The following is a 14,531-nucleotide window of genomic DNA, read 5'->3' as shown; positions in this document are numbered from 1 at the left end:
ATCGACAACAAAGTATACAAGCCAAGTCCCTTACTATTTGTAAAGAGTGCCCTTCGGGAGCGTGTCATTGACTCGCTTTTTTATTAAACCAATGGTTGCGTCAAACAACTTGGAAAGAGCTGGCTATTCCGCTGCGTTGTTTTCCTTGACCTCGAATCAATGACAACGCTCTGAATCCTGCATCTTGAAGTCACTTGGGTATAATTCTAATAAATTTAGTGAGTTATTGATTAGGACTCTTCATGTCAATTATTTTGGGCATTGACCCAGGCTCTCGTATTACCGGTTACGGCGTGATTCGCCAGCAAGGTCGTCATCTGCAATATCTAGGCAGCGGCTGTATTCGCACTTCTGAAAAAGAGCTGCCAGGTCGACTCAAGCAAATTTACGCAGGTGTGACGGAAATCATCACCCAGTTTCAACCAGATGTGTTTGCTATTGAGCAAGTGTTTATGGCGAAGAACGCTGATTCTGCACTAAAGCTCGGGCAGGCACGTGGTAGTGCGATTGTGGCGGCAGTGAATGCGGATCTTCCGGTGCATGAGTACGCGGCTCGTCTTATTAAACAAGCCGTAACAGGCACAGGTGGCGCAGACAAAGTACAGGTTCAACATATGGTTCAACACATGCTTAAATTGCCAGCCAAGCCTCAAGCCGATGCTGCCGATGCGTTAGGTGTTGCCATTTGTCACGCTAACACCAATAAAACGCTGGTGGCGCTCGCAGGCAAAGCAACCAGTGCAAGAAAAGGTCGTTACCGTTAAGCATCGAAGCTAACTCAATACGCTTAGACAGGCCAGACATCCAGCCCAGCAACTTGATCAAGTTGTCTCAAAAATCTAACCCCACCGCATAAAGGACTGGATGTCTATCCAGTTCTTTATTATCCTGTCGCAAATTCATTTCCAAAGAGTATTTATAGTGATTGGACGTCTTCGCGGCACTCTGCTTGAAAAGCAACCACCTGAAGTTTTAATTGAAGTTAATGGCATTGGTTATGAAGTTCAGATGCCAATGAGCTGTTTCTACGAACTGCCAAATGTCGGTGAAGAAGCCATTATTTATACTCATTTTGTTGTGCGTGAAGACGCGCAATTGCTTTACGGTTTCAACACAGTAAAAGAGCGTGCACTTTTCCGTGAAGTGATCAAAGCGAACGGTGTTGGTCCTAAGCTAGGTCTGGGTATCCTTTCAGGCATGACGGCAAGCCAATTCGTTTCTTGCGTAGAGAGTGAAGACATTTCAACGCTTGTAAAACTACCGGGTGTTGGTAAGAAGACGGCTGAACGCCTCGTCGTTGAAATGAAAGACCGCCTGAAAGGGTGGGGCGCTGGCGATCTATTTACGCCGTTTACCGATGCTGCTCCTGCGGATTCTGGTGCGACATCCAGCAACGCTGAAGAAGAGGCAATTAGTGCGCTGCTAGCTCTAGGTTACAAGCCGACTCAAGCGTCGAAAGTGGTTTCTCAGATCGCTAAACCGGATATGACCAGTGAGCAACTGATCCGTGAAGCACTAAAATCAATGGTGTAACGGAAAGCCAAAGGGAACAATATGATTGAAGCCGATCGTTTAATCGCGCCAGAAAATCCTTCGTTTCGTGAAGAAGACGTCATTGACCGCGCGATTCGTCCTAAGAAGCTGGCGGATTACCAAGGTCAAGATCACGTGCGTGATCAGATGGAGATTTTCATCAAAGCCGCTCAATTACGAAATGAAGCGCTCGACCACCTTTTGATTTTTGGTCCTCCAGGTTTGGGTAAAACCACGCTTGCGAACATCGTTGCCAATGAGATGGAAGTGAACATTCGTACCACTTCTGGCCCTGTACTCGAGAAAGCAGGGGACTTAGCGGCACTGTTAACCAACTTAGAAGAAAACGATGTGTTGTTCATTGATGAGATCCACCGCTTAAGCCCGATGGTTGAAGAGGTGTTGTATCCAGCGATGGAAGACTACCAGTTAGACATCATGATTGGTGAAGGTCCAGCGGCACGCTCTATCAAAATTGATTTACCACCTTTCACTTTGATCGGTGCAACGACGCGTGCGGGCTCTTTGACATCACCACTGCGCGACCGTTTCGGTATTACTCAGCGTCTTGAATACTACAAAGTGAAAGACCTGCAAGATATCGTTCAGCGCAGTGCTGACTGTTTGGGTTTGTCTATGGAGTCGGAAGGAGCGTTAGAAGTTGCTCGCCGTGCTCGTGGCACGCCACGTATTGCTAACCGATTACTACGCCGAGTTCGTGACTACGCGGAAGTAAAAGGCAACGGTCATATTTGTGCTGATACCGCAGACAAAGCATTGAACATGCTTGATGTCGATGCCGAAGGTTTTGATTATATGGACCGTAAGCTGCTGTTAGCGATTATGGAGAAGTTTGGCGGTGGGCCTGTTGGTTTGGACAACATGGCAGCGGCGATCGGTGAAGAGAAAGACACCATCGAAGACGTTCTTGAACCATATCTAATCCAACAAGGCTATTTGCAACGCACTCCGCGTGGTAGAATTGCCACCGATCGTGCTTATTTGCATTTCGGAATTGAAAAGTAAGATTTCAACGCTGGGTACGTAGTGCTCAGCTTTTCACCAATATTGACCAACCTCTCATTTATTAAATCTCTTCTAATACTAAGTAGGTAATAAAAACTAATTGGTTGTTAACTCTATGTTCTTAGCCAACTGATAAATCTCTCTCCTGATTACGCTCCCTTAACATTCCTTTTAAATATCGTTTGATCTAGATCGGGTTGATGGTTTTTTGTTCAAATTCAACGCCTAAAGATTGATATATATCAAAGCGCTTTCCTGCTATAAACCTTTTGAAACAAACTGTTTTTAGAAGTAATATTAGGTCTAGCTATATTAGCTAATGCTTAACAATTAACTAACCAATGAAGCACATTTTTGCAACAAAGCGTTGTGATAATTCAACATTATTTCAAGTGTAAATAACACTTGCGTATGGATTGCAATATGTAGAGAGTGTCATTCAGCCGACACATAGGAGTTACCATGATTGACGTAGTTGATCTGTCGCGGTTGCAGTTTGCACTGACAGCGATGTATCACTTCCTATTCGTACCATTGACCCTTGGTATGGCCTTCCTTTTGGCCATTATGGAATCGATGTACGTAATGACGAACAAGCAAATCTACAAGGACATGACCAAGTTCTGGGGTAAGCTGTTCGGTATTAACTTTGCACTTGGTGTGGCTACCGGCCTTACCATGGAGTTCCAGTTTGGTACGAACTGGTCTTACTATTCCCACTATGTAGGTGACATCTTCGGTGCGCCACTTGCGATCGAAGCACTGGTTGCTTTCTTCCTGGAGTCAACTTTTGTTGGTCTATTCTTCTTCGGGTGGGATCGTCTATCGAAACGTCAACACTTGGCGGTAACCTGGTTGGTTGCTCTAGGTTCTAACTTCTCTGCACTTTGGATTCTTATCGCGAACGGCTGGATGCAAAACCCAGTAGGCGCTGAGTTCAACTTCGAAACCATGCGTATGGAAATGGTGAGCTTTGCAGACGTTGTACTTAACCCTGTAGCGCAAGTTAAATTTGTACACACAGTAGCATCTGGTTACACGTGTGGTGCAATGTTCGTTCTAGGCATCAGTTCTTACTACCTATTGAAAGGTCGTGATGTGGCGTTCGCTCGTCGTTCGTTTGCTATCGCAGCTTCTTTCGGTATGGCAGCAATCCTGTCTACGATCGTGCTAGGTGATGAATCTGGTTACGAGCTTGGTGAAGTTCAAAAAGTGAAGCTAGCAGCGGTAGAAGCTGAGTGGCACACAGAACCAGCACCAGCGGCGTTCACACTGTTCGGTTTACCAAACCAAGAAACAATGAACACCGATTACGCAATCAAGATCCCTTACGTTATGGGTATAATCGCGACACGTTCATTTGACGAGCAAGTAACTGGTCTACACGATCTACGTGAAGAGCACGTTGACCGTATCCGTACTGGTATGTACGCGTACGAGTTGCTTGAAAAACTGCGTGCAGGCGACAAGTCTGAAGCAAACATGACTGCGTTTGACGAAGTGAAAGGTGACCTAGGTTACGGCCTACTTCTAAAACGTTACACAGACAACGTTGTTGATGCGACTGAAGACCAAATCCAAGCTGCTGCGGATGATTCAATCCCAACAGTATGGCCGCTATTCTGGTCGTTCCGTATCATGGTTGCGTGTGGCTTCATCATGCTATTCGTATTTGGTGCGTCATTCATCCAAACATGTCGTCAGAAGATCGAACAGAAACCTTGGATTCTTAAAGCTGCACTATTCAGCATTCCACTTCCATGGATTGCGATCGAAGCAGGTTGGTTCGTTGCTGAATACGGTCGTCAACCGTGGGCTGTAGGTGAAATCCTACCGGTACACGTTGCTGCATCAGCACTAACAGCAGGTGAAATCTGGACTTCACTATTTGCAATCTTAGCGCTATACACTGTATTCCTAATTGCAGAAGTATACCTAATGGTGAAATTCGCTCGTAAAGGTCCAAGCAGCCTGAAAACTGGTCGCTACCACTTCGAGCAAAACGCTGACTCTGTTGAAGACAAAGTTAGTCGCCAAGTAGAAGCGTAAGACAAGGAGACAAGAAGATGTTTGATTACGAAATCTTGCGATTCATCTGGTGGGTACTGATCGGTGTTCTACTAGTTGGTTTTGCAATTACTGACGGTTTCGATATGGGTGTGGGCGCGCTTGTACCTATTATCGGTAAAAACGACACACAACGTCGTGTGATGATTAACTCGATCGCACCTCACTGGGATGGTAACCAAGTATGGCTTATCACTGCTGGTGGTGCATTGTTCGCAGCATGGCCTTTGGTTTACGCGACATCGTTTTCTGGTTTCTACCTAGCGATGATCCTAACCCTAGCGGCACTTTGGCTACGTCCAATCGGTCTTGATTACCGTTCAAAGATTGAAGATAAAAAATGGCGTAACACTTGGGATATCTGTATTTCAATCAGTGGCTTCGTTCCACCAATCATCTTTGGTGTAGCGTTTGGTAACCTTCTACAAGGTGTTCCATTCCAGCTGAACGAATTCCTAATGCCAACGTACCACGGTTCATTCTTTGGTCTACTAAACCCATTTGCTCTGCTATGTGGTCTAGTAAGCTTGTTCATGATCCTGATGCAAGGTGCAACATGGCTTCAAATGAAGACAACTGGCGAAGTACATACTCGTGCTCGTAACGTAGCTCAGCTCACTGGTCTACTAACAGTGGTTGCATTTGTGCTTGCTGGTTTCTGGATCCAAAGCATCGAAGGCTACGTTATCGTAGGTGGTATCGACACTGCAGCGGCTTCTAACCCTCTAAACAAAGAGGTTATCCGTGAAGCTGGTGCGTGGATGAACAACTTCGAAGCTTACCCACTACTATGGGCTGCACCTGTACTGGGTGTTGCTATGCCGCTTCTAGCTGTATTGGCATCTCGCCTAGAGAAGTGTGGTATCGCGTTCCTAACGTCAAGCCTAGGTAACGCTGGTGTTATCTTTACTGCTGGTATCGCAATGTTCCCATTCGTAATGCCTTCAGACCTAATGCCAAGCCAAAGTCTGACAATGTGGGATGCAACTTCATCTGAACTGACTCTGAACCTAATGACAGGTGTAGCGTTTGTTATGGTTCCAATCATCCTTGCTTACACGTCTTGGACTTACTACAAGATGTTTGGCCGCTTGGATGACCAGTTCATCGAAGAAAACAAAAACTCACTATACTAAGGAGCTATTACTATGTGGTATTTCGCATGGATTCTAGGTGTACTACTTGCTTGTGCATTCGGTATCATCAACGCTCTTTGGTTAGAGCACTCAGAAATGATGGATAAAGACAGTGAGTAATCTCGCTGACAAGGTAGCGAAACTTCACGCACCAATGGACAAGACTCTACTAAGAGTCTTGGCCTTAATCCTTGGCTTTATGCATGTAGGATTGGTGATGTGGGATCCGAACGCATACCATCGAGAAATTGGTGGCTTTAATGCGTTTATCGCACCAGCGCTGATTTGGGCAGTGTGCTCAAGCATGGTATATGGTGTGGGCTTCAAGCCAAGAAATTGGTACTGGCAGGTGCTGTTTAGTCCTTATTTCTCGCTCGCTATCTTAATTTATCTAACTGTACTGTATTTCATGTAAGCGTTACACTCTGAAATAAAGTCGGTTACTAAATCATCGAATAAAAGCCAGACGGATTGTCTGGCTTTTATTTTTTCTACAAATTTCAAAAATATTCCCTTACCTCAGTACCAATTGCTGCCGCTTCAGTTATAGTAATTGCTTTAAAGAATTGAATATATTGGTACTCCCTTGCAAGGCACATCAAATCCCTTTCGCTGGCCGATCACTGTGTATTACGAAGACACAGATGCGGGTGGCGTTGTATATCACTCAAATTATTTAAAATTCTTTGAACGCGCGCGCACTGAGATGTTGCGTGCAAAAGGCGTTTCTCAACACGTGTTACTGGAACAAAACATTGGCTTTGTTGTCCGACACATGGATATCGATTTCAACCAAGGGGCAAGGCTGGACGAGCATTTGAACGTTCTAACCCGAGTGTCAGAAATAAAACGTGCTTCTTTGCAATTCTGTCAAGAGTTAGTCAATGATGAAGGCAGAACATTGTGCAAGGCAATGGTTAAGGTAGCATGTATCGATAATAAGAAAATGAAGCCAATTGCGATTCCATCATTTATCAATTCGGAGCTAACAAATAGTGACTGCTGATATTTCCATTTTAGATCTCTTTCTTCAGGCCAGTCTGTTGGTAAAGCTTGTGATGTTGACACTGCTCGGCATGTCAATCGCATCATGGGCTATGATCATTAAGCGCAGCAAAGTCTTATCTCAAGCATCAAAAGATGCGGAGTCATTCGAAGACAAATTCTGGTCGGGTACTGATCTTTCTCAGCTTTATCAAAAAGTGAAAGGCCGTAAAGACGACATCACAGGTACAGAAGAAATCTTCTACGCAGGTTTTACCGAGTTTGCTCGTCTACGTAAGAGCAACGCAAACTCACCAGCTTACATCATGGAAGGCACTGGCCGTGCAATGCGCGTTGCTGTTGCTCGTGAAGTTGATGAACTGGAAACCAGCTTACCATTCCTTGCAACGGTCGGTTCTATCAGCCCATACATTGGTCTGTTTGGTACGGTTTGGGGCATCATGCATGCGTTCATCGCTTTAGGTGAAGTAAAGCAAGCAACGCTTTCAATGGTAGCGCCAGGTATCGCAGAAGCACTGATTGCAACTGCAATGGGTCTATTTGCTGCAATTCCTGCAGTAATGGCATACAACCGTCTTAGCAACAAAGTAAGTAAGCTAGAGCACACTTACGCGACTTTCTCTGAAGAATTCCACAGCATCCTGCACCGTCAAGCGATGGCGGGTCGAGACAGCGCAAGTAAGGAATAGAGCATGGCGGGTTACCAACCTAAAAAGCGTAAAATGACTGCAGAGATCAACGTCGTACCATACATCGACGTGATGCTCGTTCTGCTGATCATTTTTATGGCGACCGCTCCATTTGTCACTCAAGGTGTGGATGTGGATCTTCCACAGACATCAACGGCTGAATCTATGCAAGACTTGGCTGGTGATACAGACAGCAGTTTCATCATCATTGAAATCGATCGTGACGGCAACTTAGGCTTAAGCGTGAATGATGAAGAGGTTCAACGCGGTCTATCACTACAAGACGTGATTGTGCGTGTAAAAGCCGAGCGTGAGATTAAACCTGATTCACCTGTTGCGGTAGGTGGTGATGCAGCAACGCCATACGCCGACGTTGTACTTTTGCTTGACGAGTTAAGTCGTGCGGGCATCCCAAAAGTGGGTCTGATGACCGATATCAGGGAATAGACATCGAACATCTATGAAAGATAACAAGAAAAAATCCAAAGAGTACACCAAGCCGATAGCAATATCGGTTGGTTTGCACGCGCTATTAGTCGTAGCTCTACTTTGGGGGACGGACTTCACTATGTCGAAACCAGAGCCGACAGGCCAGATGGTTCAGGCTGTGGTGATTGATCCAAAACTTGTTCAGAAACAAGCGAACGAGATTCGTCAGCAACGCGAAAAAGCCGCGAAGAAAGAGCAAGATCGTCTAGATAAATTGAGACGTGAAGCTGAGCAGCTTGAGAAAAATCGTAAAGCTGAAGAAGAACAGATTCGTAAGCTAAAAGAGCAGCAGGCGAAAGATGCCAAAGCCGCTCGTGAAGCCGAAGCTGCTCGCAAGAAGAAAGAACAAGAACGCAAAGTTGAGGAAGAGCGTGTTCGCAAAGAGAAAGAGCGAGCAGCGAAAGCCGAACAAGAGCGTAAAGCCAAAGAAGAAGCGGCCGCAAAAGCGGAACAAGAACGCGTAGCGCGAGAGAAAGCAGCGAAAGAAGCTGAAGAAAAAGCGAAACGTGAACGTGAAGCCGCTGCGAAAGCCGAGCAAGAACGCATCGCGAAAGAAAAGGCAGCTAAAGAGGCCGCAGAAAAGGCACGCCAAGAGAAAGAGCGTCTTGAGCGATTAGAGCGTGAACGCAAAGAGCAAGAAGCTGCACTGAATGATATTTTTGCAGGCCTTGAAAGTGAGGCAAGCCAAAACAGCGCGGCTCGTAACCAATTCATTAACGATGAACTTTCTCGTATGTCATCCATCTATACTCAGAACATTCAGCAAAGGCTGATTAAGGATGATTACTTGCTGGGAAAGGAGTGTAGGGTAAACATCAAACTGATCCCAACAGGGACAGACATGATGGTTGCTGGCGTGACCATATTAGACGGCGACGCCCGAGTATGTGCGGCTGCGAAGAGTGCGATTGCGCAGGTAGGGACTTTCCCTAAATCGTCAGAAGAAGCGGTCAACGAAAAATTGAAAGACATCAACTTAACTGTTGCTTTGGACTAAAAGGAACTGAGACGTGATTAAACGCCTTTTACTAGGAATGTTTGTACTGCTTGGCAGTCTAACAAGTGTGGCTCACGCCGCATTAGAGCTAGTCATTACCGATGGTATTGATTCAGCACGACCAATTGCTGTTGTTCCATTTAAATGGGAAGGCAGTGAACCTCTTCCAACGGACATCGCTGCTGTGATTGCTTCAGACTTGCAACGCAGTGGTAAGTTCAGCCCGGTACCAACCAGCAAGATGCCACAAACACCATTCAATGAATCAGAGGTTAACTTTGATGCGTGGACAGGTCTTGGGGTTGATGCGCTGCTTACTGGTTCAATCAAAAAGAACGAGCAGGGCAACTACGTTGTGAACTACCAATTGGTTGATGTTGTTCGCGGTCAATTGACCGGTGGCAATAGCAAAGCACTTGGTGGCGATGGTGAGTTGGTGCTTTCTAAAGATCATGTTCTGTTCAACAAAGTGGCTACGGTTGAAGGCTCACGCATGCGTGAGTACGCGCACCGTATATCCGACCTTGTTTACGAGCAACTAACGGGTGAACGTGGTGCGTTTATGACACGTATCGCCTACGTGGTGGTGAACGATAAGGATAATTTCCCTTACCAACTTCGCGTGGCGGATTATGATGGCTACAACGAGCGCCTAGTGCTTCAATCTAAGCAACCGCTTATGTCTCCGGCATGGTCTCCTGATGGTCAGAAACTGGCTTACGTAAGTTTCCAGAATGGTCAGGCCGAGATCTTCATCATGAACATCTACACCGGTGAGCGTGAGAAAGTAACGTCATACCCTCGTCACAATGGTGCGCCAAGATTCTCGCCGGACGGCAGCCAGTTAGCCCTTGTGCTTTCTAAGACTGGTTCGCTTCAGGTTTACACTTTGGATCTAAAAACACGCAAATTGACACAAATTACGCGTGGCAGATCAAATAATACAGAACCATACTGGCACCCTGATGGCAAATCGCTGATTTTCACATCTGACAGGGGTGGTAAACCTCAGATTTATAAAGTAGATTTGGGCAGCGGTTCGACTAATCGCTTGACTTGGCAAGGCAGTCAAAACTTGGGTGGTCAAATCACTCCTGACGGCCGATTCCTAGTCATGGTGAATCGCAGTGATTCGGGTTTCAACTTGGCCAAACAAGATTTGGAAACAGGTGCTCTTCAGGTACTAACAAAAACGTTGCTTGATGAGTCTCCGAGCATTGCCCCAAATGGTGGCATGGTTATCTATAGCTCGATTTACAACAAGAAAAACGTACTATCGATGGTGTCAATTGATGGTCGATTTAAAGCTAGATTACCAGCAACTAATGGGCGTGTAAGAGCTCCCGCGTGGTCACCGTTTTTGTAGTAAGAAAAATTGATTAATAAGGAAAATAAGATGCAACTGAACAAGGTTCTAAAAGGGCTACTAATCGCGATTCCTGTGATGGCTATGACGGCATGTAGCTCAAGCGATGACGCTGCTTCTAACACGGGTGCTGAGACAAACACTGGTGTTGCAGAAACAACAGTCGTTACTCCGATCGATCCAAACAGCCAGCTAACAGAGCAAGAGCTAAAAGAGCAAGCGCTACGTGAAACTCAAACAATCTACTTCGCATTTGATAACTCAACAATTGCTGGTGATTACGAAGAGATGTTAGCGGCTCACGCGTCTTACCTAAGCAAGAACCCTGCTCTTAAAGTAACGATCGAAGGTCACGCAGATGAGCGCGGTACTCCTGAGTACAACATCGCTCTAGGTGAGCGTCGTGCAGAAGCAGTATCAAACTACCTACAAGCACTAGGTGTTCAAGCTGATCAAATCTCTATCGTTAGCTACGGTGAAGAGAAGCCACTTCTTCTAGGTCAATCTGAAGATGTTTACGCTAAGAACCGTCGTGCGGTCCTAGTATACTAATTCGAGGAAAACCTCATGTTCAGTAACACTAAGCGCGCTGTTACGCTTACGTTACTGGCAAGTGCGGCGAACTTCGCGTTCGCTGCACCAGCTCCAGTATCAGATCTCAACAGCACATCATCAGTATCTACTCGATCTTCTTCCGAAAGCGACATCGAGCGTTTAGAGCGCTTGTTGCAAAACCGCAACCGCGTTCAGCTTCAAATGCAAGAGCAAGTTGACCAAATGGCACAAGAGATCAGTGATCTACGTGGTCAATTAGAGCGCAACAATTACGAGATGCAGCAAATGCTTAAGCGTCAACGTGAGCTGTTTGTGGAGCTTGATCGAGTACGTGGCGAAATGAAAGCCGCACCTATTAAAGAGACCAAACCAGCGGAAACTGGCGGTAAGTACACATCGAATGCCGATGAACAAACGGCTTACCAAGACGCGGTGGATTTAATCCTTAAAAAACGCGACTACACTGGTGCGATTGCTGCATTCCAGCAGTTCCAAAAGGACTATCCTGATTCAACATATTCAGCGAACTCACATTACTGGCTAGGTCAGTTGTACTTCGCGAAGAAACAGGACAAAGATGCAGTGAAGAGCTTTGCTGCGGTGGTTTCTTACAAAGATTCCAACAAGCGTGCAGATGCGTTGGTTAAACTAGGTGATATCGCTGAGCGTAACAACAATGATGCACAAGCGAAGAAATACTATCAGCAAGTGGTCGACGAGTACCCAGGCAGCGCCTCGGCGAAAGTTGCAAGCTCTAAGCTGAAGTAACGACGCCTAAGCAATATCAAGATGATTAAAAAGGGAGCCTCGGTTTCCTTTTTCTTTGCATTGGCTTTACGACTTTAAAAGAAGAATGATTCATGCAACGAATGTTCATGAGCAACAATTAGAATTGTTACTTACAACAAAGATATACGGCTAGACTGCTATAAATTCCGGTTACGGGTTGGTTTTTGAAAATCAACAAGGTTACAATACTCGGATTAAAGGAAGTTGCGTAGAGCAAGAGCAATGAGCCACATATTAGATAAAATCGACACAGTTTACCCATTCCCACCAAAACCAATCCCATTAAGCCAAGAAGAAAAAGCCGATTACATCGAGCGAATCAAAAAGCTGCTTAAAGAAAAAGACGCGGTACTTATCGCTCACTACTATACCGATCCTGAGATCCAAGCTCTGGCTGAAGAGACCGGCGGTTTTGTTGGTGATTCGCTAGAAATGGCAAAGTTTGGTAACCGTCATCCAGCAAGTACGCTGATCATTGGTGGTGTTCGCTTTATGGGTGAGTCTGCGAAGATCCTGACACCAGAAAAGCGCATTCTAATGCCAACGCTAGAAGCAGAATGTTCACTTGATCTTGGTTGCCCTGCGGACAAGTTCAGCGAATTCTGTGATGCACACCCTGACCATACGGTCGTGGTATACGCAAATACGTCGGCAGCGGTAAAAGCGCGCGCTGATTGGGTAGTTACATCAAGCATCGCTCTAGAGATTGTTGAACACCTAGACGCAGAAGATAAGCCAATCATCTGGGGCCCTGACCGTCACCTAGGTTCTTACATCGCAAACAAAACTGGCGCAGACATGTTGCTATGGCAAGGTGAGTGTGTGGTTCACGATGAGTTCTCTGCAGATGCGCTACGCAAGATGAAGAGTGTCTACCCAGACGCGGCAATCCTAGTGCACCCAGAGTCTCCAGCGAGTGTGGTTGAACTAGCCGATGCGGTTGGTTCTACAAGTCAGCTAATCAAGGCAGCAAAAGAGCTTCCTCATCAACAAATGATCGTTGCGACTGACAAAGGTATCTTCTTCAAGATGCAGCAGCTAGTGCCAGAGAAAGAACTGATTGAAGCACCAACGGCGGGCGCGGGCGCGACATGTCGCAGCTGTGCACACTGTCCTTGGATGGCGATGAACGGTCTTAAAGCGATTGAAAAAGCATTGAATGAAGGTGGTGCAGAGCACGAAATCTTCGTTGATGAAGCGCTACGTGTGAAGTCACTTATCCCACTGAACCGCATGCTAGATTTTGCTGAGCAGTTGAACATGCAGGTGAAAGGTAACGCTTAATTTTTCCGTTATTTAGACTGCGGTTTGTTAAGACAAATCTCAAAAACCAGCCGAATATGGCTGGTTTTTTTGTTTCTTACAATCAATAGGTTAGTATTTAGTTATAGCAATCAGAAAGGAATCGGACACTTATGGCTGTATGGCTAGTACTGAAAAAGTGGTTTAGTACTCACCTTTTCAAATTGAGCAACCGAAACCTACTCGTCATTAGTGGCGCATATATTGCCATCTCATGGTCGTTGCTGACTCTCGCCGGAGAGCATGCTCTGACTGATAACTTCTCAAACTTCATTTACTACCTCATGGTAACCGCTTCAACGGTTGGTTATGGTGACTTATCACCCTCAAGTGATATGGGTAAGTGGGTTGTGGTGTTGTTTATTATCCCAGGTGGTTTGAGTTTATTTGCTGCCATTTTGGGACGAGTGGCGGGCGGTGCTATTGATTATTGGCGAGCAGGCATACTAGGGAAACGGAGAGTAAGAGTGGAAAACCATATCGTATTATTGGGTTGGAATGGCGCACGTACCATGCATCTGATCCGTATGTTGCAACATGAAGAGCACGGCAAACGTCCAATCGTTTTGTGTAGCCGTTCAGACATTGAAAACCCACTACCGGGTGAGATTGGTTTTATCAAGGTGAACAGCTACACCGACGCGCAAGAGATGAAAAACGCCAATATCATCGGAGCCAACTGTATCATTGTTGATAATCTCACCGATGATATTACCCTCTCTGCCGCCTTGTATTGTGCCTCTGTGAATCCTGATGCACACTTGCTCGCCTATTTTAAAGATGATGCTTTGGGTCGCTTACTTAGTCAGCACTGTCCGAAAGCAGAGTGTATTCCTGCGGTTGGTGCAGAGATGCTTGCTAAAGCGGCAGTGGATCCTGGTTCCAGTGCATTGCACCAAGAGTTACTCGCTTCAACACGCGGTATGACCCAGTACTCTGTCATTTACCCTGACGACCAACCAACCACGAATGTTGAGACGATCTTTGGTTTTATTAAGAAGCATCATCAAGCGACGTTGATCGCCTTCGATCTTGGCAGCGGTATTGAGCTAAACCCAGAACTCAGCGCTCAAGTGCCGCCAAACACCAAACTGTTTTATATTGCCGACGAGCGAATTGATGATTTCGCTTGGACAGACATGAACAAGGACAAATAATGCATATGATTGCTGACCTGTTGGCAGGTTTCCCTAACTTTCTTCTCTATTTTTCGGTGTCGATTATTTTCGTACTGGCGTTCAAATTCATCTACGTCAAACTAACTCCATACGATGAGTGGCATTTGATCAAAGAAGAAAAGAACACTGCTGCTGCCGTTGCATTAAGCGGTGCGTTTCTAGGCTACTGCCTTGCGATTGCAGGTGCTGCGACTAACTCAGTAAATATCGTCGATTTTATGGTGTGGGGCGTTGTAGCCATGCTTGCGCAGATCATCGCATTCGGTATTGTACGCTTCATTCTTTTGCCAAAAGTCTCAGAGCGCATAGAGAATGATGAAGTGCCTGCAGGTATTGTACTCGCAGGCGTCTCAATTTCTGTCGGTGTACTCAACGCAGCTTGCATGACTTACTAGGAGG

17 protein-coding genes are annotated in these 14,531 nt (G+C 45.9%); all 17 read left to right on the top strand.

Features of this window, described 5'->3' with window-relative positions:
* The first annotated feature begins 242 nt into the window (after positions 1–242).
* The 17 genes from ruvC to QTO06_RS04005 all read left to right on the top strand — a co-directional run bounded on the left by ruvC (position 243) and on the right by QTO06_RS04005 (position 14,527).
* Positions 243–764 (top strand): crossover junction endodeoxyribonuclease RuvC, encoded by a 522-nt coding sequence (gene ruvC / locus QTO06_RS04085; protein ID WP_005426231.1) that lies wholly within the window; start codon positions 243–245, stop codon positions 762–764.
* A gap of 157 nt (positions 765–921) precedes the next feature.
* Entirely contained in the window at positions 922–1,533 is a 612-nt protein-coding gene (gene ruvA / locus QTO06_RS04080; RefSeq protein ID WP_331406957.1) for a Holliday junction branch migration protein RuvA, read from the top strand.
* Between the two features lie 21 nt (positions 1,534–1,554).
* Entirely contained in the window at positions 1,555–2,559 is a 1,005-nt protein-coding gene (gene ruvB / locus QTO06_RS04075) for a Holliday junction branch migration DNA helicase RuvB (protein WP_005426235.1), read from the top strand.
* A gap of 462 nt (positions 2,560–3,021) precedes the next feature.
* On the top strand, positions 3,022–4,608 hold the full coding sequence (gene cydA / locus QTO06_RS04070; RefSeq protein WP_331406956.1) for a cytochrome ubiquinol oxidase subunit I: 1,587 nt from the start codon (positions 3,022–3,024) through the stop codon (positions 4,606–4,608).
* A 17-nt stretch (positions 4,609–4,625) separates the two neighbouring features.
* Positions 4,626–5,762, top strand: coding sequence for a cytochrome d ubiquinol oxidase subunit II (gene cydB / locus QTO06_RS04065; protein ID WP_039986504.1), 1,137 nt, complete (start codon positions 4,626–4,628; stop codon positions 5,760–5,762).
* A 12-nt stretch (positions 5,763–5,774) separates the two neighbouring features.
* Complete coding sequence (cydX, locus tag QTO06_RS04060) at positions 5,775–5,882, top strand: cytochrome bd-I oxidase subunit CydX (protein WP_000270284.1); 108 nt, start codon at positions 5,775–5,777, stop codon at positions 5,880–5,882.
* Positions 5,875–6,177 carry a cyd operon protein YbgE gene (ybgE, locus tag QTO06_RS04055; protein ID WP_331406955.1) on the top strand — a complete coding sequence of 101 codons (303 nt, stop codon included), beginning with the start codon at positions 5,875–5,877 and terminating at the stop codon, positions 6,175–6,177. Before cydX ends, ybgE begins: the two co-directional genes overlap by 8 nt.
* Before the next feature lie 171 nt (positions 6,178–6,348).
* Complete coding sequence (ybgC, locus tag QTO06_RS04050; protein ID WP_331406954.1) at positions 6,349–6,768, top strand: tol-pal system-associated acyl-CoA thioesterase; 420 nt, start codon at positions 6,349–6,351, stop codon at positions 6,766–6,768.
* The gene (tolQ, locus tag QTO06_RS04045; protein ID WP_005426224.1) at positions 6,758–7,456 is read left to right on the top strand and encodes a protein TolQ; all 699 of its coding nucleotides are present in this window, start codon (positions 6,758–6,760) and stop codon (positions 7,454–7,456) included. Before ybgC ends, tolQ begins: the two co-directional genes overlap by 11 nt.
* A 3-nt stretch (positions 7,457–7,459) precedes the next feature.
* Positions 7,460–7,903: a protein TolR gene (gene tolR / locus QTO06_RS04040; RefSeq protein WP_005441707.1), complete on the top strand. Its 444-nt coding sequence runs from the start codon at positions 7,460–7,462 to the stop codon at positions 7,901–7,903.
* A gap of 13 nt (positions 7,904–7,916) precedes the next feature.
* The gene (gene tolA, locus QTO06_RS04035) at positions 7,917–8,942 is read left to right on the top strand and encodes a cell envelope integrity protein TolA (protein ID WP_331406953.1); all 1,026 of its coding nucleotides are present in this window, start codon (positions 7,917–7,919) and stop codon (positions 8,940–8,942) included.
* Between the two features lie 13 nt (positions 8,943–8,955).
* Complete coding sequence (gene tolB / locus QTO06_RS04030) at positions 8,956–10,308, top strand: Tol-Pal system beta propeller repeat protein TolB (RefSeq protein ID WP_331406952.1); 1,353 nt, start codon at positions 8,956–8,958, stop codon at positions 10,306–10,308.
* Between the two features lie 30 nt (positions 10,309–10,338).
* Positions 10,339–10,860: a peptidoglycan-associated lipoprotein Pal gene (gene pal / locus QTO06_RS04025; RefSeq protein ID WP_331406951.1), complete on the top strand. Its 522-nt coding sequence runs from the start codon at positions 10,339–10,341 to the stop codon at positions 10,858–10,860.
* Between the two features lie 15 nt (positions 10,861–10,875).
* Positions 10,876–11,631 carry a tol-pal system protein YbgF gene (ybgF, locus tag QTO06_RS04020; RefSeq protein WP_331406950.1) on the top strand — a complete coding sequence of 252 codons (756 nt, stop codon included), beginning with the start codon at positions 10,876–10,878 and terminating at the stop codon, positions 11,629–11,631.
* Positions 11,632–11,874: 243 nt separating this feature from the next.
* Positions 11,875–12,936: a quinolinate synthase NadA gene (nadA, locus tag QTO06_RS04015; protein ID WP_005441719.1), complete on the top strand. Its 1,062-nt coding sequence runs from the start codon at positions 11,875–11,877 to the stop codon at positions 12,934–12,936.
* Between the two features lie 131 nt (positions 12,937–13,067).
* A complete protein-coding gene (locus QTO06_RS04010) occupies positions 13,068–14,111 on the top strand; it encodes a potassium channel protein (protein ID WP_331406949.1) in 1,044 nt (347 codons plus the stop codon).
* The gene (locus tag QTO06_RS04005; RefSeq protein ID WP_331406948.1) at positions 14,111–14,527 is read left to right on the top strand and encodes a DUF350 domain-containing protein; all 417 of its coding nucleotides are present in this window, start codon (positions 14,111–14,113) and stop codon (positions 14,525–14,527) included. Before QTO06_RS04010 ends, QTO06_RS04005 begins: the two co-directional genes overlap by 1 nt.
* Positions 14,528–14,531 lie beyond the last annotated feature (4 nt).

The sequence above is a fragment of the Vibrio sp. M260121 genome (genome assembly GCF_036533715.1).
Lineage (GTDB): Bacteria > Pseudomonadota > Gammaproteobacteria > Enterobacterales > Vibrionaceae > Vibrio.
This window is presented reverse-complemented; position numbering and strand designations above follow the sequence as displayed.